We start from the raw sequence: 22700 nt of genomic DNA, 5'->3' as shown, positions 1-22700 counted from the left end.
GTGCTTTTTAACTCATTAGACTTTGCAATATTTTTGCCGATAGTTTTTATTCTCTACTGGTTTGTAGTCAATAAAAATTTGAAGTTTCAAAATGCACTCCTTTTGCTGGCCAGCTATGTGTTTTATGGCTGGTGGGACTGGAGGTTCTTGTCACTGCTAATGTTTAGTACTATTGTAGATTATACCATTGGACTCCAAATGGAGAAAAGCACTAATTTAAAGTATCGAAAATTCTTGCTTTTTTTGAGTTTAGGAGTCAATTTAGGTTTGTTGGGATTTTTTAAATACTATAATTTCTTTATAGATAACTTTACTACTGCCTTTACATTTTTTGGCGGAACTATTCAACCCAATACCCTCTCAATTATTCTGCCTGTTGGAATTTCATTCTATACATTCCAAACCTTGAGTTATACCATAGATATATACCGAAGAAAGATTGGACCGACCAAGGATTTTTTAAGTTTTGCAGCATTTGTCTCTTTCTTTCCCCAGTTGGTTGCAGGACCAATAGAACGTGCTAGCAATCTACTGCCACAGTTTCATAAAGAAAGAGAATTCGATAAGGCTGAAGCTGTAATTGGTGTAAAACAAATAATTTGGGGCCTTTTTAAAAAAATTGTGATTGCTGATAACTGTGCTCAATTTGCAAATGAAATATTTGCCAATCATGCCAACTTTTCCAGTGCAACATTAATTATAGGAGTAATCTATTTTTCGTTTCAGATTTACTGCGACTTTTCGGGTTATTCAGATATTGCTATCGGTACGGCAAGGCTATTTAATTTTAAGTTGATGGTAAACTTTCGGTATCCTTATTTTTCACGAGATATAGCAGAGTTTTGGAGAAGATGGCACATCTCGCTCACTACTTGGTTTCGCGATTATGTATATATTCCTTTGGGTGGAAGTAGAGTGTCTCGTAACAAGCAAATTAGAAATGTTTTTATAGTTTTTATAGTTAGTGGGTTTTGGCACGGAGCTAATTGGACTTTTATAGTTTGGGGAGCAATAAATGCCTTGTTTTTCATCCCTTTGTTGCTTTCAAGGAAAAATAGAACAAATACAGATACAGTAGCTTTCAATAAGGTATTACCATCCTTAAGGGAGATTGTTTCACTTTTAATTACTTATTGTATTGCGCTCTTTGGATGGATATTTTTTAGAGCTGTATCCGTTAAAGATGCCGTTGACTACATCAAGGGTATCCTAAAGTTTGATTTTAATATCGAAATGCTAAATATTGAAAGATATTCATTTGAAATAATTCCTTTAATTGTAATTTTATTGGGAATTGAATGGTATTCAAGAAACATAGAATTTCCCTTGTATTCGGCAAGGCCAACTTATTTAAAAGTTAGCTTAATTATCGCTATGATTCTAATATTCGGAAGTTTCTCAATAGCTCAAGATTTTATATACTTCCAATTTTAATGAAGCAATTTGTAAAGTACATATTTGGTCTAGTTTTAATTTTGATTGCTTCTATGTATGTGTTAGACTTTATATATAATAGCACATATGAAAAGGGAGCATATAGAAATAAGGTTATGTGGATGCATGATATTCAAGATGAATTTTTAGACTATGTAGTCTTTGGATCTTCCAGAGGTAATAATTATGTGATTCCAAACCTTATTTTAGATAAAACTGGGCAAAAAGGATTAAATTTAGCGATACAGGCTTCAGGTCCCCTAGAGATTGAGTTAGCTGTTAAAGAGTATTTAAAAAACAATACGGCAAAACGATTTTTTATACAGGTTGATCATTGGTATAATAAAGAAAATCCAGATAAAACGGGACAATTGAGTTGGTTGCCGTTTATAGTTGATGATGACGTTTATGAAGTTTTTAAACCTTATGGTAAAGAGTACATCTTTTATAGGTATGTGCCATTTTATAGATATCAAATGTTTGACTCTCGAATAGGCTATCGAAATGTTATATTAAGTCAATTAAACAAAGGGCTGGAATATTCCTCTTCTCGAGGTTATACACAAGCAATAGGGGAACTAAAAAAGGATAAACCATATAAGTTTTCTTTAAAAGATAAACCAAACCTACATTTTATTAATATAAATGAAATTTGTAAAGAAAATGATATAGAGGTTGTGTACTTTACTGCTCCAATTTATAGGCCGGAAGGAAGTTTTGATGTGTTAGTGAAGCATCTTCCTAATTACCATGATTTATCGAATACAATACAGGATAAGAATCTGTTTAGTAATCAGATTCATGTAAATAAAAAAGGCGCAAAAGTGTTCACTAATATGTTGGTGGATTTGTTTTTTGAATCGCCTTCGAATCGTAAAAAGCAATAGTAAAATTTACTATATCTTCAGCTTGTCAACAACAGGTTATAAGTTTAATTATTGATATGGAAAGGTTTTTCCTGAAATTAAAATTTAAAGTTGAATTAAATAAAAAGTAAGCAATGCCCTATTTAAAGTCATATCAATTTATCTGTGGATTGTTTCCACCAGTGTATCTCAGACTATCCGAGAGAAAATATTTCCTCTTAAAAAAGCCCGAAGACTAAAGCTGAACTTTTCCAAAACTTCAATTACGGGAAGCACATTTCACGGAAATACGTCAGACGATCATTCTTATCGATTTTCAGTTCATGGTTTTTTCGATTGGCGAAATATTATTATTGCGCATAGTTATACAAAACAATATAAAGGAGATGTCATTGAGTAAATTATGAATCAGTACAATAAATGTAAAATTTGTTCATCAAAGATAGAACTTATTAATCCAAGGTATAATTTGGTTATTTGTAGTAAATGTAAACTCGTATTCTGTAATGACATTTTTGAAGAGGAAATGTTTTCCAGAATATATGATAAACTCTATAATCAAACTAAACAGTATTCAACTCATATTAAAGAATCAGACGATCTGATTTCTAAAAACAAATACAAATTAGGCAGAACTAAATCAAAAGTCTTAAATAAGGCAATTAAAGTGAAAAATCCAAAAGTTCTTGAAATAGGAGCTGGGGTAGGGGTAGTGGCTAATTTTTTACAAAGTAAAGGAATTGATTACTTAGGAATTGAAATTGATAAAAAAACTGTTGAGAGAGCAAAAAAAGCAAACTTGAATATTAAACAAGGCGATTTTAAGTCCTTAAATAAAATTGAAGATACTTTTGATATTATTTTGGCTTTTGAAGTATTTGAGCACCTTCAAGATTTGGGTTTACTTTTTAAAATATTAGAACAGAAAATCAAACCAGACGGGACATTAGGTTTTACTGTTCCTAACTTTAATAAGTATTTGAATTACAAAAACCTCAACAACAAAATCTATCAATCTGGGCCTCCAATACATTTAAACTTTTTTACTGTTGAAAGTTTACAAAACATCGCTAAAATTTACGGTTTTGAAATTGTACTTTGCTATGAAAAGAAATACCCGTATTTCAATTGGAAAAAAAAGGAAACTTACAACCATATTTTAAAGTCCTTATTAGGAACTTATAGAGGCCCCACCATCATAGCTATTTTCAAGAAAAGATGAAACTTTTACAAAAACGCATATATTCAAAAATCTATTACATAACTATTCTTTTCAAAAAGGCTTTCACCTTTAAAGACAATGAGTTCTCAACGGGGTCTATTGATTACTTAATAAAGAAATATTCAGCAAAGGAGAAAATTATCATTGTTTGTAACGGGCCAAGCGTTTTGACATTAAAAGAAAAATCAAATAAAAATTTATATCTAGTTACCAACAAAGGGAAAGAATTGGTAGAGCATCAAGACTTTTTATATTATGTGAATGATGGATTTTTTATCCGGAAGATTTTATCGAGAAGTAAATTTCTGAAATTTAATCAAGAAGTATTATTTTATTATAATAATTCTGAACCTCATAAAAGAGGTTTTGAATACCTTATGAAAAACATTTGTTTATTAAAAAATAAAAACAAAGTGTTTATTTCAAGGGAATTAAATGATGCTAATTCAATATCGAATTTTGATACTTTTGAAAAGTTTTATTTCGATAGGAACTTGCCTATAAAGATTCAGAACAGTGGAGTTTTTATATTGCTTTTTGGATACTTCTTGGCTACAAGAATGAATTTACCTATAGAAATTTACGGTTTGGATTTAGGGGAAGGAGGGAAAAGACATTATGATAATAAAGGCGTTGTTGGCAAATCGGTCATAGAAGATCGTGTTAAAAGGAATGTTAAAATGTATTTGGACTATATGTATAAAGAAAGTTTATCAATAAAAAATTATTCAAATTTCAATCCTAATTAATGCTTGCACATAAAGAGTTATTAAAAAGAAAAATATACTAAATGCTTTTTTTCTTATTAAAATACCTACAGCCCACGCACTACTTTCAGCATTTTATGGAAGATGGTAGCTCCGTTTTTCCGGTTGTTGAAAAGCTGCCAAAGGAGATAAGCAATCAGCTGCAACTAGATTCCAATTTTAAAAGCAAGTCAGCCCGGGGCTATGACCTCGCATGGCAAGCAATTGAAAAAGGATATATAGGCCCAACCCAAACCCATAGACTGTTTCGGAAATTGCCGGTTGTTGATCAATACCGGTTTCTTAGAAAATACTTTCACCCTGTATGGGTGTTTTATGTGCTATTATTACGGCTTTTCTCTTTTAATAATCCATTAATTGAGGTTATTGCTTGGCGCAGAAGCAGACACACAAAAAGGAGCGATTATCTAAAAACACCTCTTCCATACCCCGATTATAAGAACTATCAATCAAAACTACTGCATCAAAATCCTTTGGTTAGCGTCGTGATACCTACTTTAAACCGATATGAATATTTAAAAGATGTATTAAAAGACCTCGAAGAGCAAGATTATAAAAACTTTGAGGTTATTGTGGTGGATCAATCAGCTCCGTATCGCGAGGATTTCTATAAAGAGTTTAAATTAAACATCAGGCTTTTTTATCAAGAGGAAAGAGCTTTGTGGTTAGCTAGAAACAACGCTATTAAAAGCTCAAAAGGGGAGTACATTCTTCTTTTTGATGATGACAGTAGGGTAGAAAGCAACTGGATTACGAACCATCTTAAAGCCCTAGATTTCTTTAAAGCCGATATTTCGTCAGGTGTTTCTATTTCGGTTGTAGGCGGTAAAGTGCCTGAGAATTATTCCTTTTTCCGAATATCGAGCCAGTTGGATACGGGCAATGTCTTACTAAAAAAAGAAATTTTTAAGAAAATAGGTTTATTCGATAGACAGTTTGAAAAACAACGCATGGGCGATGGCGAGTTTGGATTACGTGCTTTTATAAATGGGTTTAAAAATATCTCCAACCCAGATGCAAGCCGGGTGCATTTAAAAGTTGGTTCTGGTGGCCTTCGCGAGATGGGCAGTTGGGATGCGTTTCGCCCGAAAAGCCTTTTTGCTCCTAGACCTATCCCCAGTGTGTTGTATTACTTTCGAAAATACTATGGACGAAATCGGACCATACTAGCAATTTTAAAAACAGTGCCACCCTCTATTATTCCATACCGTTATAAGAAAAACAAGAGAATGCTGATGCTCGGTGTACTGATCTCCCTATTTTTGTTTCCGTTCTTGTTAGTGCAGGTCATTATTTCTTGGCGGTTAGCGACAAAGAAATTAAAAGAAGGAGCAATGATTGAAATGCTGTAACAGTTTAAAATACAGGGGCACGGAGTACACGGGGAAAAAGGTGATTAGCGTAGATGTTTACCACAGAGGCACGGAGTACACGGGGAAAAAGGTGATTGAGGTAGAGGTTCACCACAGAGGCACGGAGGACACGGGGAAAAAGGTGATTAGCGTAGATGTTTACCACAGGGGCACGGAGTACACGGGGAAAAAGGTGATTGAGGTAGAGGTTCACCACAGAGGCACGGAGGACACGGAGAAAAGGGTGATTAGGGTAGAGGTTCACCACAGAGGCACGGAGAGCACAGAGAAAAAAATTAAGTCATGACTGAAAATGAACTATCTTCGAAAATTATAGGAGCATGTATTGAGGTTCATAAGCATTTGGGTCCAGGTCTTTTAGAAAGCACCTATGAGGTTTGTCTAGCTCGCGAGTTGCGGATGTTAGATTTAGAGTTCCAGCAACAGGTGCCCTTGCCTGTAGTTTACAAAGGGATAAAATTAAATGCGGGTTATAGGATTGATATAGTTGTTGAAAACAGGGTTCTAATCGAAATAAAGTCAGTTGAATCCTTAGCACCCATCCATACTGCCCAAATATTAACATATCTAAAATTAAAAAATATGAGACTAGGTCTTTTAATTAACTTTAATGAAGTGAAAGTGGTTGATGGAATAAGAAGAATAAAAAATGGATATTAATAAAATCTCTGTGCCTCCGTGGTAAACACCCAGGCATCAGCGCATCAGAAACCCCTCTGTGCCCTCTGTGCCTCCGTGGTAAGCCCCAGCGCATCAGAAGAGCCTCTGCGCCCTCTGTGCCTCCGTGGTGACCACCCAGCGCATCAGAGCATCAGAAACCCCCTCTGTGCCCTCTGTGCCTCCGTGGTAAGCCTCAGAGCAGAGTATCAGAATAACCCTCTGTGCCTCCGTGGTAAGCCCCAGCGCATCAGAAGAGCCTCTGCGCCCTTTGCGTCTTTGCGGTGAACATCAGAGCATCAGAAGAACCCTCTGTGCCCTCTGTGCCTCCGTGGTGAAAAAAATATTGTTAAACCAAATAACGAAAACAAATTGTTAACGCATCAAATGTTCCCCTCAGGGGAATCTCGGGGGACTAAAACCCTCATACTCACTTCTGAATTCCCACCCCAACCCGGAGGTATAGGCAATCACGCCTACCACCTAGCCAAAGGATTGCAAGAAAACGGATATGAAGTAAAGGTGATGTGCGACACCCGCTCAGCATCTGGCACCGAAGAAGTAAACTTTGATGAAAACCTAGCATTTAAGTTAGAACGAATCCCACGGCAGCAAATGCTACTTTTCAGCTACTTTAACCGAATTAAAACCGCATTCTCCCTATGCCGAAACAGTGAAGTTGTAATCTGTTCAGGCAAGTTTTCACTCTGGTTGGGCGGATTGCTTAGCTTTTTCTTTAATAAAAAGTTTATAGCTGTTATCCATGGCAGCGAGGTATTGCTTCCCAATATAGCATTACGAAAACTTACAGATTTATCTCTTAAACGTTTTGATAAAATAATTGCGGTCAGTAATTATACCAAATCTTTAGTTGCGCATCTAAACTTAAAAAACACTGCGGTAATCCCCAACGGATTTGAAATGCAGGTACAGAAAAGCAAGCTGTTTAAAGACGAACCCGTACCGGTTTTAATCACGGTTGGGAATATTACCCAGCGTAAAGGGCAGCACAATGTTATTAATGCTTTGCCCGTGCTTTTAAAGCAATATCCAGATTTAAAGTATTATATAATTGGCATACCTACTGAAAAAGCGAAGTTGGAGAAATTAGCCTTACATTTAGGGGTGGAAAGAGCGATTTCTTTTAAAGGGAAAGTGTCTGAACAGGAAAAGCTCGAGCTCTTGCAGCAGGCCGATGTGTTTGTCATGCTGAGTGAAACCACCAAAACGGGGGATGTTGAAGGCTTTGGGATTGCTATTTTGGAAGCCAACGCTTTGGGTGTTCCCGCAATTGGTGCCTTAGGTTGTGGGATTGAAGATGCGATAAAAGAAGGTGTTTCGGGGAAGTTGATAAGCAATAAGGAGCCCCAACAATTCGAGGCTGCCTTGACGGAGATTTTGGATAATTATCAAGCCTATTCACAACAGGCCAAAACTTGGTCTCAGAATTTTAGTTGGGAGAAGGTAATAAATCATTATTTGCAGATTTTAGGTGAACCACAGGGGCACGGCGGTTGCGAAGAATTTAAGGACAAGGAGTAAGAATTAATAAGTAACAATTTATAACTCTGTGTGTTTTGTGAGTTTGTATAACTGGTCCACTTATAACTTTGCGCGCTTTGCGACTTTGCGGTGCATTTTCCACTACAGAGTTGCAGAGGTTGTTAAAGGAGCTTAATTAAAGGTAAAGAATAAACAAGTAACAATTTATAGCTCTGCGTGCTTTGCGGCTTTGCAGTAAATGGTCCACCGCAGAGGCGCAGAGGTCGCGAAGAAATTGAGGACAAGGAGTAAGAATTAATAAGTAACAATTTATAACTCTGTGTATTTTGCGACTTTGTAGTAAATGGTTCACTTATAACTCTGCGCGCTTTGCGTCTTTGCGGTGTATTTTCCACTACAGAGTTGCGAAGGTTGGTAAAGGAGTTTAATTTATGGCAAAGGGTTGATAAGTAATAATTTATAACCGCGGGCTTTACAGGGAACATTCGACTGCTGAGGCGCGAGAAGGCCATATAAAATTAGCTGATATGACTGAAAATGAAATTTCTTCAAAAATAATCGGTGCATCTATTGAGGTTCACAAACAATTAGGTCCAGGATTGCTCGAAAGCACTTATGAGGTTTGTTTGGCGCATGAATTGACCTTAATGGGCTTTAGTGTAAAACAACAAGTCCCTTTACCAGTGGTTTATAAGGAGATAAAATTAAATGCTGGATATAGAATCGATATGATTGTAAATAACAAAGTAATTTTGGAGATTAAGTCAGTAGACACTTTGGCTCCAATACATACTGCTCAGATATTAACTTATTTAAAATTAAAAGAAGTAAAACTAGGACTCTTGATCAACTTTAACTCCGTTAGATTAGTTGATGGGCTTAAAAGAATAGTAAATAATTTATAACTCTGCGTGCTTTGCGGCTTTGTAGTAAATGGTCCACCGCAGAGGCGCAGAGGTCGCGAAGAAATTGAGGACAAGGAGTAAGAATTAATAAGTAACAATTTATAACTCTGTGTATTTTGCGACTTTGTAGTAAATGGTTCACTTATAACTCTGCGTACTTTGCGACTTTGCGGTATGTTTTCCACTGTTGAGTTGCAGAGGTTGGTGAAGAAGCATAATTAAAGGTAAAGAATAAACAAGTAACAATTTATAGCTCTGCGTGCTTTGCGGCTTTGTAGTAAATGGTCCACCGCAGAGGCGCAGAGGTCGCGAAGAAATTGAGGACAAGGAGTAAGAATAAACAAGTAACAATTTATAGCTCTGCGTGCTTTGCGGCTTTGTAGTAAATGGTCCACCGCAGAGGCGCAGAGGTCGCGAAGAAATTGAGGACAAGGAGTAAGAATTAATAAGTAACAATTTATAACTCTGTGTATTTTGCGACTTTGTAGTAAATGGTTCACTTATAACTCTGCGTACTTTGCGACTTTGCGGTATGTTTTCCACTGTTGAGTTGCAGAGGTTGGTGAAGAAGCATAATTAATTACAAAAAATTAATAAATAATAAAACATTAGAATTTGCTGTGCCTCCGTGGTAAACCATAAACTAACCCGCATCATGAAACTCGCCATAATCTCCCATACCGAACATTACCAAGACGTCAATGGCAACATCGTAGGCTGGGGGCCAACTATTAGTGAAATAAATCATTTGGCAGCAGACTTTGACGAGATCTACCACATTGCCTTTTTACATCCCGAAGCACCACCCCCAAGCTCCTTGCCTTACATCAAGAAAAACATACATTTTGTCCCCTTAAAACCTGTAGGCGGAAAAGGTTTAGGAGACAAGTTAAAAATTGTCACCCATACCCCAGGAATGTTAAAAACCGTTCGTGAGACTTTAAAAAAGGTCGATGTCTTTCAGTTCCGCGCACCCACGGGGATAGGAGTGGTTTTAATTCCCTACTTAACCTGGTTTAACAACAAAAAAGGCTGGTTTAAATATGCTGGCAATTGGAATCAAAAGAATCCGCCGTTAGGATATAGGCTACAGCGATGGATGTTAAAACGACAGCGTAGAAAAGTAACTATCAACGGGCGTTGGCCAGAACAGCCCGAACATTGTTTGACTTTTGAAAACCCGTGTTTAACCGAAGCAGAGCGACAAGAAGGCTTGCAGCTTGTTGAGAAGAAAAGTTTTCAGCCGCCATTCACTTTTTGCTTTGTGGGAAGGCTGGAAGATGCCAAGGGCGTACAACGAATCATTGATGCCTTTGGAGGTTTAAATTCCCTTGAAAAAGTAGCTGCAATACACTTTATAGGAAACGGTGATAAAATGGAAACCTATAAAAAGCAGGCTAAAGCATTAAATCTGCCTACACACTTTCACGGATTTTTAGAAAGAGATAAAGTATTTGAAATTTATAAGCAGTCACATTTTTTTCTGCTTCCCAGCACTGCTTCCGAAGGATTTCCGAAGGTAATTGCCGAAGCCATGAATTTTGGGTGTCTCCCTATTGTTTCCAGTGTTTCCAGTATTGGGCAATACGTAAACAATGATAATGGTTTTATAGTAAACCCTTGTACTTCTAAGCAGTTGTTAGTATTATTGAATGCTACAATGGATATAGAAGAAGTATTTTTAAAAAATATGGCGATTGCTGCCCATCAAACTGTTTTTCAGTTTACTTTTAAACAATATAGAAAGCGTATAAAAAATGAAGCCATTGATTAATTAAAACTGTAATTCCGAGAAGCGATCATACCATATTTACTTCGAAATATAAAGCCGTTATACGCCGTTCTATTCCATATAGGTCTTGGAGCTTTGGGTACCATTTCGCGCCCTGCGATGCTCCTTTATTCTTTCGTGGTGGTAATTTACTTCTCCTGGCTAATAATCACCCAAAAGAATAAATTGCTTTACGTACTTGTGGCTGCGGCATATTTTATGAGTGCAGAGGTGTTTTTTAGAATGACCAAAGCTTATATTTTTTGGGAAACCGGTAAATATGTAGTTATATGGTTTTCATTATTGGGCATGTTTCACTATGGATTTAAGCGAAGTGCCGCGCCTTATATTGTCTATATTCTCTTGTTACTACCAGGCGTTTTAATCACGCTGGATGATATAGCCTATAATGTAAACTTTAGAAAAGCGGTAATGTTTAACCTCAGTGGCCCTATATGTTTGAGTATTGCCGCTATTTTCACCTATGGAAGAACAGTAACATTTCGCGAAATGTTAAAGGTGGTCGATTATATTATCTACCCTCTAATAGCCACGACGGTTTATGTAGTATTGTATTCTCCGAGTGTACAGGATGTTATTACCAATACGGCTTCCAACTCTGCCGTTTCTGGGGGTTATGGCCCTAATCAGGTGGCAACCGTTTTAGGGCTAGGCGTGTTTTTATTACTTACGCGTTTATTGATTCCGTATAAAAATGTTTTGGTTCATTGGACTATGATGTTTTTTATGGTTTTGATGGCCTATAGAGCCCTGCTTACTTTTTCTCGTGGTGGTATTTTGGTAGCTATTGTAATGTGTCTTGTTTTTGTAGGGGTATTTTACTTTGCAACAAAATTTAGATTAACCGTTAAAACCAGTGTAAGGGTTGTAGCGCTTATTGCCACAGGGCTGGCAGTGTGGACTTTTACTGTTTTCCAAACAGGAGGGATGTTGGAAAACCGATATGAAAACAAGGATGCCCTGGGGCGTCAAAAAGATGATATTACCACAGGTAGAGGTGAGTTGTTAGTAGCTGAAATTGATGCTTTTATGGAAAACCCTTTCTTCGGAATGGGTGTAGGACGGGTAAAATCTGTTTTTAAAGATGAATTAGGAATAGATTTGCCAACGCATAATGAAGTCTCTCGTATGCTTTCTGAACATGGTGTGTTTGGTATTATAGCTTTGATGATATTAATATTTGCCCCTATTATTACAAAATTAAAAGGGCGGAAGAATATTTTCTTTTGGCCTTTCTTGATATTTTGGTTTTTGACTATTGCGCATTCCTCTATGCGAATAGCCATGCCTTCCTTTATTTATGCGCTTGCCTTATTGAACATTGATTATGGAACCAAAAAAAAGACTCCTCTACCTAGGAAATAAATTGGCTGTCCATGGAAAGCCTCCTACCACAATAGACTCGCTGTCAGTAAAGCTCGAGGAGGAAGGGTGTTCTGTTATTTCAGGTTCTTCAAAACTCAATAAGATTGCTAGGTTATTTGATATGACACGGCTCACGATCAAAAATAGAAATAAAGTAGATCTAGTTTTAATAGACACATACAGCACTACAAACTTTTATTACGCCTTGCTGGTTGCAGGCTTATGTAAGGTGTTTGCATTGGCTTATATTCCTATTTTACACGGTGGAAACCTTTCTAAACGACTTAAAAATAACCCGCGACTAAGCAAGTTTCTTTTTGGAGGATCGCATACCAATGTTGCACCTTCAAAATATATGCTGAAGCAGTTTCAACAAGAAGGCTTTCAAAACCTCACCTATATTCCAAATAGTTTAGCAATAGAAAACTATCCTTTTAAAAGTAGAGAAGTGGTGGAGCCAAAATTACTATGGGTACGTTCTTTTTCAGAAATATACAATCCATTACTCGCTTTAGAAATAGTGGAACGCTTGCTAAAGAGAGGGATATCGGTTTCCTTGTGTATGGTAGGGCCAGATAAGGATGGTACAATGGAGCGCTGTAAAAAAGTAGCTTCGGAATTAAACCTACCTGTAACTTTTACAGGACTGATGCAGAAAGCAGAATGGATAGAACTATCAAAAGACTATGATGTTTTTATCAACACTACCAATTTTGATAACATGCCAGTGAGTGTGATGGAGGCTATGGCGCTGGGCATGCCCGTAGTATCTACCAATGTAGGAGGAGTGCCGTTTTTAATAGCCAATGGAGAACATGGAGTGCTGGTACCGCCTAATAATGCCGAAGCTTTTGTCAATGCAATTATAGAGTTATCAGAAAACCCTTTGGAAGCCAATAGGATAAGCCAAAAAGCCCGTTTTAAAGTGGATAAATACGATTGGGATAATGTTAAGAAGAAATGGATAAAGCTTTTGCAAGGCTAAAATTTTGTTAAATTTGGGGTTAGCTTAAGCTAGCGGTCAAATAAGTACTCCATAATTTAAAACTGATAACCTACACCTAGAAATGACCAAAAAGAATAGTATCCATTTTGATATTTCTGAGCGGAAAGTCCTTCTGCGAATAATGGATATTGCGTGTGTACTTTCTCTGCTGTACATAGTTGGAACAACCTTTGATTTTGATTACTTTAAAATCACAGAACAGCATTGGGTCTGGTCTATAGTACTTGCGGCTTACATCACTCTATTTGGTACAATTTTCGAAATTTATGACCTACAAAAGGCCAGTAAGTTTGAGGTGGTTGTAAAAAACGTAATAGTTACGGTTTCGGTTACAGTTCTTGTTTATTTATTGACTCCGTTTTATACCCCTATGCTTCCTTCAAATAGATTGCAGATAGTCTATTTCTTTCTGGCAATTAACGTAGCTATACTCATTTGGCGCTATGCGTACATTACCCTTATTTCGGCTCCGCGGTTTTATAAAAAAGTCTTATTGATAGCGAATACACAGGATGTTAATATCATTGTAGGGTCGCTTCAGCGCTCCGATCCTAATTATCGCGTTATAGGTTATTTTAATTCAAATATTAATTTTATTACAGCGGATAAAACAAGTACAGAGCCAACGGATGTTGTGGGAGTTACCGATATTGAAAGCTTTGCCGAGTCTAATTCTATTTCAGAAATTGTTGTGGCCATTCCTAATTCAGAAGGTATGACCGTTCAACTAAACAATCAACTGATTAAATTACTGGAATACGGTATTCCCATTCGTGAATTCACCCAGGTTTATGAGGAATTAACGCATCGGGTTCCTGTGCAGTATGTAGAACGTGATTTTTACCGTTATTTTCCGTTTAGCCGAAGCAACCAAAACAAATTATACTTGTTTTTTAATAGAATCATGGATCTTTTTGTTGCTGTTTGCGGTCTTCTATTCGGGCTTCTTATATCTCCTTTTATCATTATAGGTAATGTTTTAGGAAATAGAGGGGCCATATTCTATACCCAGACCCGAGTTGGTGAAAACGGCAATCACTTTAAAATTTACAAGCTACGAACCATGGTCAAAAATGCGGAAGAAACTGGTGCACAATATGCACAGCATAAAGATAAGCGTGTTACGAAGTTTGGGCGATTTTTACGAAGATCTCGTTTTGATGAAATTCCACAATTCTTCAATGTTATTAAAGGGGAGATGAGCGTCATTGGCCCTAGACCCGAACGTCCGGAATTTGTAACGGGCTTAATAGAGAAAATTCCTTTTTATGAAGTGCGACACCTTGTGAAACCAGGAGTTACTGGTTGGGCGCAAGTAAAAGCGAAATATGGACAAAACAAAAACGATTCACTTGAAAAACTGCAATACGACCTATATTACATCAAGCACCGAAGCTTTTTTCTGGATATTACCATTGTTGTTAAAACTTTGAGTACCATCATTTTCTTCCGAGGGCAGTAGGCAATGCGCAGTAATCAGTGATTCAGTAATCAGTAATCAGTGATTCAGTAGTCAGTGATTCAGTAGTCAGTTTTCATTAGTCAGTAAATCAGTACACAGTTTCCATTATAATTTTGAGTGTAATTTTTCACCATAAGTATGTAAAGAGTTTTACAAAACCTTCTCTGTGCCTCTGTGCCTCTGTGGTGATTATTTGATAAACAAGACTAAAGGGAATCAAGAACCAGGACAGCTTGGGCTATTGGTTTATGTTTAGGACTTTCAATTTCAATTTCGATTTCAATTTCATGGGGTTCACGCAGCGTTACGCAGAGTGTGGCGCAGAGTAGCGCGGAGTTATGCTGAGTTTTTGGGATGGTGTGAAAGGATGTGGTTGGGATCGATTTCGGTTTCGATTTCTCCCAACCCACCCCGTCCGTCGTGATTAAACTTTTGGCTGAAAGAGACAAACCCTTCCACGACGTCCACCCCTCCCTGAAAAAAGGAGGGGAGCGCACACGGATTTTTTGTTTTAATTTAAGTTGGCGTGGTACTTTTATAACAAAAAACCCTCTGTGCTCTCTGTGCCTCTGTGGTGATTTTTTAAGAAACAAGACTAAAGGGAATCAAAAACCAGGACGGCTTGGGCTGTTGGTTTAAGTTTAGACTAATAAATTTCTCATTTCGATTTCGATTTCATGGGGTTCACGCAGAGTAACGCGGAGTTGGGCGGGGAGTTACTTTTATAACAAAAAACCTCTGTGCCCTCTGTGCCTCTGTGGTGATTAGTTAATAGTTGACAGTATTAGAAAGCAACAAACCATTCCCCTCGGGGGCTAGGGGGACTCGCTTTCAATAGTCAGTAGTCAGTAAGTCAGTAGTCAGTGATCAGTAGTCAAACTGCAAACAACTCTCTGTGTCCTCCGTGCCTCTGTGGTGATTAGCGGTCAGTAGTCAAACTACAAAAAACCCTCTGTGTCCTCTGTGCCTCTGTGGTGATTAGTGGGGAGTGATTAGTGGGGAGTGGGTAGAGGGTAGTGGGTTTGAGTGCTATTTACACCAGTTAGATTATAGAAAACTCTCTGTGCTCTCTGTGCCTCTGTGGTGATCACTGCCTAAAGAGTTTCACAACATTCAAAAACCTCAAACATTACCTACCCCACAACTTCCTTCTTGGTATCGCTTTCCACCACTCCATCTCGAAGTCTAATAATTCGGTGGGCATTTTCGGCAATTTCCTCTTCGTGGGTAACCAAAATCACCGTATTTCCTGCATTATGGATTTCATTAAAAAGATTCATTATTTCATCCGAAGTTTTAGAGTCCAGATTTCCTGTTGGCTCATCTGCTAAAATAATTGAAGGATTGTTTACCAAGGCTCTGCCCACAGCTACCCGTTGGCGCTGCCCACCAGAAAGTTGGTTGGGCTTATGGTCCATTCTATCGGCAAGGCCAACGTTGGTTAATACTTGTTTTGCGCGTTCGGTACGCTCACTTTTTGAGGCGCCTGCATAGATCATGGGGAGCGCTACGTTTTCTAGGGCAGTGGTTCGCGGTAAGAGGTTAAAAGTTTGAAAGACAAAGCCTATTTCCTTGTTTCTGATTTCGGCCAATTCATCGTCTGTCATATTGCTAACATTCTTGCCATTGAGTTCGTAATCGCCTGAAGTAGGCGTGTCTAAACAGCCTAAAAGGTTCATCAGGGTAGATTTTCCAGAGCCGGAGGGCCCCATTAAAGCTACGTATTCGCCGCGTTCAATATTTAGATCAATTCCTTTTAAAACCTTTACTACCTCTTGCCCCAAAGGGAAATCACGAGTAATATTTCTAATTTTAATAACTAAATCCATAGATTTTCCAATATGCTTAATAAGACGTAAAGATACAAGGGATGTTACATTGAAGTACTCAAATTACAAAACTATATACGGATTGTAAAATGCTGTTTGGGCTGTTCTTTTCTAAAAAATACAATCCCCCATTGAAACGTGTCAATACTCACGGTAACTTTTTCATGGGCTATGATTTTCTGCCAAGCTGTAGTCATATCCTTACTCCAGTAAATATCGTCAAAAATGATTAACGAATTATTGTGGACATTCTTTAAAAGTGATTTAAAATAGTCCAGGGTGCGTTCGCCGTTGTGGTCCCCATCAACAAATATCAAGTCATATTTTTCCTCAGTATGGTTGTTGAGGTAGTCTTTAAATGTTTCTTGATGGATCTGTATGTTTTTAAAGTCGAAATTTTCAAAATAACCTGCAGCAAATCTTGCTGTATTTGGGCATCCTTCCACAGTATTTACAAAAGCATACTTGTTTGAAAGTGAGAGTGCCGCGGTGCCAAGACCAACAGAGGTACCCAGTTCAAGCATGTTTTCGGCCATAAAGTAATATCCCATCCTGTACAGCAACTTTTGACGCTTCTTTTTCATGCCTGCTGTTTTGGTGATGGCAGCCACCTTTCTTGCTGTCCCCTTAAATACGCGAGACCCTTGACCAAAATCCTTCATGTTGATTAAAGTTTTGTCAGATTTTAGGGTTTTCCTGTACGATTTCAGTGTTTGGTATTCAGGATACTTGGTTTTATCGTTAAAGCATTTTGTAACCAGATCATACACAAAAGGTGAATGCACTCCGTGTTTGTTCTTGGAGAGTCTAACGAACTTTATAAAACTTTTGGTCTGGTGTATCACAAGGGTAAGTTAGGGGATTAAAAGTGAATTTTAATTGCAAAAATAGAAAATAATTGATAGGTGTGTTAGTCGGGGTTCAGTAGTCAGTAAATCAGTGAATCAGTAGGCAGCGATCAGTAATCAGTAGGCAGTGATCAGTAATCAGTAGGCAGTGATCAGTAGTCAAACTGCAAAAACCCTCTGTGCCCTCCGTGCCTCTGTGGTGATTAGAGGTTAGCGGATAGCTGGCAGCATTAGAAAGCAACAAAGCATTCCCCCTCGAGGGGCTAGGGGGACTCGCTTTCAGTAGTCAGTAGGTCAGTAGTCAGTAATCAGTAGGCAGTAGTCAAACTACAAAAAACCCTCTGTGTCCTCTGTGCCTCTGTGGTGATTAGAGATTAGCGGTGATTAGAGATTAGCGGTGATTAGCGGATAGCTGGCAGCATTAGAAAGCAACAAAGCATTCCCCCTCGAGGGGCTAGGGGGACTCGCTTTCAGTAGTCAGTAAGTCAGTAGTCAGTAGTCAGTAGTCAGTGATCAGTAGCCAAACTGCAAAAACCCTCTGTGCCCTCCGTGCCTCTGTGGTGATTAGAGGTGATTAGAGGTGATTAGAGTAGGTTTTGCCATTGGCATCCCTTCGGGGTCTTCGGCGCGATTTTATTGGAGAACCAAAAAAAGCAGTAGTCAGTAATAGGTAATCGCTGTTCTGTATTCATCAGAACCCATTTCCCTTTCAGGAGGCTAGGGCTCAGTAACCACTCGTCATACATTACTCTTCATTCCCCGATTCAGGGATAGTTGGGATTTCCTGGGTTTCAGGTTTTGGATCCTCGGGACGGTTTTGTAAATCTTTTGGTGAGAGTTTTGACTCCTTGGGCAGTTGCATTTCATCAGGAGGGATTTCTTCAAAAAATTGGCCTTCATCCTCAGGGAGTGGAATGCCTGTGATCTTTGGAAGAATAGGGGCTGGCTTTCCTTTAAATAAATCTTCTACTCGCAATAAACGCTCTTCTCCCCGCCATTGAAACCCGGGTAATAGTCGTGCATTTTCAGGTAGCATAGATGGTGGATAGACTTTGCCATCGGCTTTTTTTATAAAGCGTATCCCAGAAATTTGTTGCTCTTCCAGATACATTTGGATGGAGCTGGATACGGTGTTGTTGATACCTACCAATTCCTCCTCATCGTTGCGGGAGTAATAGATTACTTGGGTATTTTTATTAATGTTGACGGTATCCAATTCGTTGTTGGTAAAGAGTCCGATAAGGCGTTCTCCTTTTACTTGATTATACCCTAAACTATCTTTCTGTGCTAAAAATGCGTTGTTAAAAACCTTTAAGGTGTCTAGCTTATCGGTAAGGGTATCGGCAAGAATATGAATGGTGTCGCCCGTCATCTGGTTTTCGCCACTCCATAACACTGGGTTTCGAAGGAGTTTGGTAATTCCCTTTTTCTCATTTACATAAATGGAATCACATTTCCCGCTTGTTGGTTCATCGTCATTTTTACCAGGTTTAAACATCCGGGCCCTGTAAAAACCTTTTAGGATCCTGTCTTCAGGTTTCCCGGTTATCTGAAGCGTATCTGCATGTACATAAATGGAATCTTTGTCGCGTACAGTAATGGCAACAGCTCTTTTTGTAATAAATACCGAATCTTTTTCCCGGAAAACTTCTGCATAATGCCCTCGGACTACACTTTCATTAATAGTGTCTAATACTTTAATGTTATTGGTTGCCGAAGCAAAGCTTTTATTCCGATCAAAATAAATACTATCGCCATAAAGGGTTCGGTTTTCGTAATCTACTTTTGAATTTTTTACAAAATAACCGGTGTCGCCGCGGGTGTCGTAATAACCCCGTTCGCAATAAACTGTACTGGTTTCGCTTACAATAGTAGATGGTCCAAAAAGATAGGCTGCTCCCGTTTCAGAAAAAAAATCGAGCTGGTTGCTGTTTACGGTATATTTGGGGTTTACAATTTTAACGTCAGACAGAAACTGATACTTTTTACTTTCGGCATAGTATCTGCCTGCCTTACTGGTTAAAACGCTTGCGGTGTCGCGCACGGTTCCTCCAGTTCGGTAGTAGGCTTGTTGTTTAATACGGTCAAAGTAAAGCGTGTCTGTTTGTAGGGTAGTTTTGGGTTCGGTCAATACCACATCGCCGCTGGCAAAGGCAAATTGAGTGTTGCCGTTGTACTCCGCGTATTTACTATTCATGGAGATGGTATCGCCTTGGGTAATCCGTACGGCACCATAAGCTTTTACGAAATTGCTGTTTAGATACACAAAAGCTTGATCGCACCACATTTCTACACCTTCATGGATAATGTAAACCTGACCGGTCTCGTCTTTGGTATAAATTGCCGCATCGGGAAACTCTGGGCGTCTTTCCAAATATCCCGATTGGATATCAACTTTTTGCTTTTCCTGCGCATTGAGCACTGATCCGAAGAGGAAAAGAAAAAGGAACAAAAAATTATATACCGTAATTGCTTTCAAATGCTGTTTTAGTTTTAAGAAGCTTCCAATTTTTACGCTTACACCAATTTTAGTATTTAATATGGTATTAAAACCGAATCTTTAAAAGGTTTTTTGAAAACACTATCAAGAAAGATTAAACTAAAAATTAGTCTCTGCGAATGGTCTGGCTTCTATCGGGTCCTACCGAAACAACTTTAATAGGTACTTCCAGTTCTTTTTCTAAGTAACCTATATAATCATGTAGGGCTTTAGGCAGCTGCGAAATATCGTTCATTCCAGTTAAATCTGCTTTCCAACCTTTCATTTCGGTATAGACTGGTGTAATGTTTTCCGCTTCAATGTTGTATGGTAAATGCTGAATAGTTTCGCCTTTATACTTATAGGCCGTACATATTTTTAGGGTTTCAAATCCGCTAAGTACATCGGCTTTCATCATTATTAATTCGGTTACGCCATTTACCTGCACGGCATAGCGAAGGGCTACCAAGTCTAACCATCCACAACGTCTTGAGCGTCCTGTAACGGCACCAAACTCATTTCCAACCTTGGCCATTTTTTCACCTACTTCGTCAAATAGTTCAGTAGGGAAAGGGCCGCTTCCTACACGGGTGGTATAGGCTTTAAATATTCCGAATACGTCTTTTACCTGATTTGGTGGAATACCCAAACCTGTACAAGCACCTGCTGCGGTAGTATTGGACGAGGTTACAAACGGATAGGTTCCAAAATCTATATCAAGCAAGGAGCCTTGGGCGCCTTCAGCCAGAATGGTTTTTCCGTCTTTTTTTGCTTGATGTAAATATTCCTCACTATCAATAAACTGAAGTGTTTTCAGTGTTTCAACAGCTGCAAAAAACTCGGTTTCAAGGTCGGCGAGATCATACTGCACGTCAACATTGTAGAAGTCTATCATCGCTTCGTGCTTATCTGCCAAAGCGCGATATTTTTCTTTCCAGTTTTCAAGCTCTAAATCGCCTACGCGGATACCGTTTCTACCAGTTTTATCCATATACGTTGGACCAATGCCTTTAAGGGTAGAGCCAATTTTAGCCTTCCCTTTTGAAGCTTCCGAAGCTGCGTCTAACAAGCGATGTGTGGGTAGAATGATATGGGCTTTTCTTGAAATAATCAAGTTTTTACGGTAATCAAGACCGTATTTGTCTAAACCTTCCAGTTCTTTTACAAAAACAACGGGATCCATAACAACCCCGTTACCAATAACATTGGTAGCGTTTTTATGAAAAATCCCCGATGGGATGGTTCGCAGAACATGCTTAATTCCGTCAAACTCTAGGGTGTGCCCTGCGTTTGGCCCGCCTTGGAAGCGTGCGATAATATCATAGTTTTTAGTAAGGACATCAACAATTTTTCCTTTGCCTTCGTCGCCCCATTGTAGTCCAAGTAGTAAATCTACTGCCATAATTTTTTAGGAATTGTTCCCGTCTGAATTGTCTTCGGGATTTTTCTTATTTCCGTAGAAATAAAGTGAATGGTTGGTTATTTCAATATTAAAAACCTCTTCAATGGTTTTTTTAATGCTGTGTATTCGTGGATCGCAAAACTCAATTACCTCACCGTCTTCAAGAATTACGTGGTCGTGGTTGCGATCAAAATATGATTTCTCGTAATGTGCTTGATTTTGGCCAAATTGATGTTTTCGCACCAAGCCACATTCAAGTAGCAATTCAATAGTATTATAAAGGGTTGCACGGCTTACACGATAATTTTTATTCTTCATATTTATATAGAGCGACTCAATATCAAAATGGTCGTCATGGTCATAAATTTCCTGAAGTATAGCATAGCGTTCCGGCGTTTTACGGTGTCCTTTATCTTCAAGAAAACCGGTGAAAACGTTCTTTACAATTGCTTGATTATTTGTGTCTGTTTTTGAGCTCATAATGAAAGATGCAAAGTTACTCAATTTTTAGTTCTTCCCTTGTTCAATATAAAGAAAAAGATAGTTTCCCACACAGATATAAAAGGCAAGTTTATTTATAGGCATTAGTCTCTGCTTTAAGAGCCAGTTTTGCTTCGTTATATAAAAAAAGTGAAATGACTAAATTGCAACGAACTGATAGGATTTGGTTTTTTTAGAAATTTAATCATTAGTGTCCGATTAAAAGAGTGAGAAAATTTGTTGAGTCACAGATAATAGGCAATTAGAATATTTTTTATTTAATGACAGCATGCTATTATACTTAGCATCAAAATTTATCAATTAAAAAGTATGTTTAATCAATTTTATCTAGTATTCAATCTATTAAAAAGCAAGTCTTATGTCTTATGTCTTTCAGCGCAGCGGTCTTATATCTTAGTCGGACACGACTAAAATTTAATAAGGTTAAACTTTCTGTAAATATAATATGTAAAACTAATAGCTTGCCGAAGTATCTTAAAAACTCAGTAGAACCCGACTATGTGTTTTACTAAAGATTTTATAAAATTTTGTCATTGCAGATTATCTCCGTTAACTTTATTCATTAAACAAATAATTATGAAAAATTCTTATCCATCACTTTCCGTCGCCATTAAAGATTTACAGGAAGATGGCTTTACCGAAGACTTTAACCTTGTTGGCGAAGGCATTGAATCTAAAAATCTAAAGAAGAAATGGAAGGCTGGCGATTTAGACGTGGTGAAGTTTTATCGGTTTGAAGGAATGACCAATCCTGGCGACAATACTATTTTGTATTTAATAGAAACACACGACGGAGAAAAAGGCCTTCTTGTAGATGCTTATGGAGCAGATCAGGGCGAAATTTCTCCCGAAATGATAAAAAAACTACGTATCCATCATGACCAGTAATCTTTCGTGGACTGATTTTGAAAAGGTTGAAATGCGAGTGGGAACAATTGTTGATGTCAATGATTTTCCTGAAGCTCGAAACCCTTCCTATCAATTGTTAATAGATTTTGGAAATGAAATTGGACGCCGTAAAACCTCCGCTCAGATTACTTCGCTTTATAATAAAGAAGAGTTAGTGGGGAAACAAGTGGTTGCCGTCGTTAATTTTCCGAAGAAACAAATAGCTAATATTATGAGCGAATGTCTTGTTTTAGGGGCTGTTGAAGGAAAAAATGTTACTCTGCTAAAAACAGATAAACCCGTTGAAAATGGGTTGCGAATTTTATAACACCCACTTGGGCGTAACTTAGGTATAAGAACTTTAAGGCTGTTGTGCCTAAATACTTAGGCTTGTATTCATT

20 protein-coding genes are annotated in these 22700 nt (G+C 38.0%); 15 read left to right on the top strand and 5 right to left on the bottom strand.

Annotated features, from left to right (window positions below; all coding sequences use genetic code 11):
- The 13 genes from QPK98_RS06460 (at nucleotide 1) to QPK98_RS06400 (ending at nucleotide 14352) form a co-directional block, all read left to right on the top strand.
- Nucleotides 1-1434 (top strand): MBOAT family O-acyltransferase, encoded by a 1434-nt coding sequence (locus tag QPK98_RS06460; RefSeq protein WP_310992277.1) that lies wholly within the window; start codon nucleotides 1-3, stop codon nucleotides 1432-1434.
- Nucleotides 1434-2321, top strand: a complete 888-nt coding sequence (locus tag QPK98_RS06455; protein WP_310992275.1) for a hypothetical protein — start codon at nucleotides 1434-1436, stop codon at nucleotides 2319-2321. Before QPK98_RS06460 ends, QPK98_RS06455 begins: the two co-directional genes overlap by 1 nt.
- A gap of 382 nt (nucleotides 2322-2703) precedes the next feature.
- Nucleotides 2704-3522, top strand: a complete 819-nt coding sequence (locus tag QPK98_RS06450; protein ID WP_310992274.1) for a class I SAM-dependent methyltransferase — start codon at nucleotides 2704-2706, stop codon at nucleotides 3520-3522.
- Entirely contained in the window at nucleotides 3519-4271 is a 753-nt protein-coding gene (locus QPK98_RS06445; protein ID WP_310992272.1) for a hypothetical protein, read from the top strand. Before QPK98_RS06450 ends, QPK98_RS06445 begins: the two co-directional genes overlap by 4 nt.
- Nucleotides 4272-4312: 41 nt before the next feature.
- Complete coding sequence (locus QPK98_RS06440; protein ID WP_310992269.1) at nucleotides 4313-5641, top strand: glycosyltransferase family 2 protein; 1329 nt, start codon at nucleotides 4313-4315, stop codon at nucleotides 5639-5641.
- Nucleotides 5642-5681: 40 nt separating this feature from the next.
- The gene (locus QPK98_RS06435) at nucleotides 5682-5948 is read left to right on the top strand and encodes a hypothetical protein (protein ID WP_310992268.1); all 267 of its coding nucleotides are present in this window, start codon (nucleotides 5682-5684) and stop codon (nucleotides 5946-5948) included.
- Nucleotides 5945-6322, top strand: a complete 378-nt coding sequence (locus QPK98_RS06430; RefSeq protein ID WP_310992267.1) for a GxxExxY protein — start codon at nucleotides 5945-5947, stop codon at nucleotides 6320-6322. Before QPK98_RS06435 ends, QPK98_RS06430 begins: the two co-directional genes overlap by 4 nt.
- A 384-nt stretch (nucleotides 6323-6706) precedes the next feature.
- On the top strand, nucleotides 6707-7861 hold the full coding sequence (locus QPK98_RS06425) for a glycosyltransferase family 4 protein (protein WP_310992266.1): 1155 nt from the start codon (nucleotides 6707-6709) through the stop codon (nucleotides 7859-7861).
- A gap of 488 nt (nucleotides 7862-8349) precedes the next feature.
- Nucleotides 8350-8727, top strand: a complete 378-nt coding sequence (locus QPK98_RS06420; protein ID WP_310992265.1) for a GxxExxY protein — start codon at nucleotides 8350-8352, stop codon at nucleotides 8725-8727.
- 655 nt (nucleotides 8728-9382) lie between these two features.
- On the top strand, nucleotides 9383-10501 hold the full coding sequence (locus tag QPK98_RS06415) for a glycosyltransferase (RefSeq protein ID WP_310992264.1): 1119 nt from the start codon (nucleotides 9383-9385) through the stop codon (nucleotides 10499-10501).
- Nucleotides 10502-10684: 183 nt separating this feature from the next.
- Nucleotides 10685-11884, top strand: a complete 1200-nt coding sequence (locus tag QPK98_RS06410; protein WP_310992263.1) for an O-antigen ligase family protein — start codon at nucleotides 10685-10687, stop codon at nucleotides 11882-11884.
- Entirely contained in the window at nucleotides 11847-12869 is a 1023-nt protein-coding gene (locus QPK98_RS06405) for a glycosyltransferase family 4 protein (RefSeq protein WP_310992262.1), read from the top strand. The genes QPK98_RS06410 and QPK98_RS06405 overlap by 38 nt, the downstream gene beginning before the upstream one ends.
- An 82-nt stretch (nucleotides 12870-12951) precedes the next feature.
- Complete coding sequence (locus QPK98_RS06400) at nucleotides 12952-14352, top strand: exopolysaccharide biosynthesis polyprenyl glycosylphosphotransferase (RefSeq protein WP_310992261.1); 1401 nt, start codon at nucleotides 12952-12954, stop codon at nucleotides 14350-14352.
- Nucleotides 14353-15485: 1133 nt separating this feature from the next.
- Here QPK98_RS06400 and QPK98_RS06395 read toward each other — a convergent pair.
- The 5 genes from QPK98_RS06395 to QPK98_RS06375 form a co-directional block, all read right to left on the bottom strand.
- Nucleotides 15486-16181 (bottom strand): ABC transporter ATP-binding protein, encoded by a 696-nt coding sequence (locus QPK98_RS06395; protein WP_310992260.1) that lies wholly within the window; start codon nucleotides 16179-16181, stop codon nucleotides 15486-15488.
- A gap of 71 nt (nucleotides 16182-16252) precedes the next feature.
- Nucleotides 16253-16843, bottom strand: a complete 591-nt coding sequence (locus tag QPK98_RS06390) for an O-methyltransferase (RefSeq protein WP_310992259.1) — start codon at nucleotides 16841-16843, stop codon at nucleotides 16253-16255.
- Nucleotides 16844-17774: 931 nt separating this feature from the next.
- The gene (locus tag QPK98_RS06385; RefSeq protein ID WP_310992258.1) at nucleotides 17775-19508 is read right to left on the bottom strand and encodes an OstA-like protein; all 1734 of its coding nucleotides are present in this window, start codon (nucleotides 19506-19508) and stop codon (nucleotides 17775-17777) included.
- A gap of 127 nt (nucleotides 19509-19635) precedes the next feature.
- Nucleotides 19636-20910, bottom strand: a complete 1275-nt coding sequence (locus QPK98_RS06380; RefSeq protein WP_310992257.1) for an adenylosuccinate synthase — start codon at nucleotides 20908-20910, stop codon at nucleotides 19636-19638.
- Nucleotides 20911-20916: 6 nt separating this feature from the next.
- Nucleotides 20917-21390 carry a Fur family transcriptional regulator gene (locus QPK98_RS06375; RefSeq protein WP_310992256.1) on the bottom strand — a complete coding sequence of 158 codons (474 nt, stop codon included), beginning with the start codon at nucleotides 21388-21390 and terminating at the stop codon, nucleotides 20917-20919.
- A 597-nt stretch (nucleotides 21391-21987) separates the two neighbouring features.
- On the opposite strand from QPK98_RS06375, the gene QPK98_RS06370 reads away from it, so the two are divergent.
- Both QPK98_RS06370 and QPK98_RS06365 read left to right on the top strand, forming a co-directional pair.
- Nucleotides 21988-22299 (top strand): phosphoribosylpyrophosphate synthetase, encoded by a 312-nt coding sequence (locus QPK98_RS06370; protein WP_310992255.1) that lies wholly within the window; start codon nucleotides 21988-21990, stop codon nucleotides 22297-22299.
- Nucleotides 22289-22627, top strand: coding sequence for a tRNA-binding protein (locus QPK98_RS06365; protein ID WP_310992254.1), 339 nt, complete (start codon nucleotides 22289-22291; stop codon nucleotides 22625-22627). The genes QPK98_RS06370 and QPK98_RS06365 overlap by 11 nt, the downstream gene beginning before the upstream one ends.
- Nucleotides 22628-22700 lie beyond the last annotated feature (73 nt).

The organism is Aequorivita marina, assembly GCF_031631895.2.
GTDB lineage: Bacteria > Bacteroidota > Bacteroidia > Flavobacteriales > Flavobacteriaceae > Aequorivita > Aequorivita marina.
This window is presented reverse-complemented; position numbering and strand designations above follow the sequence as displayed.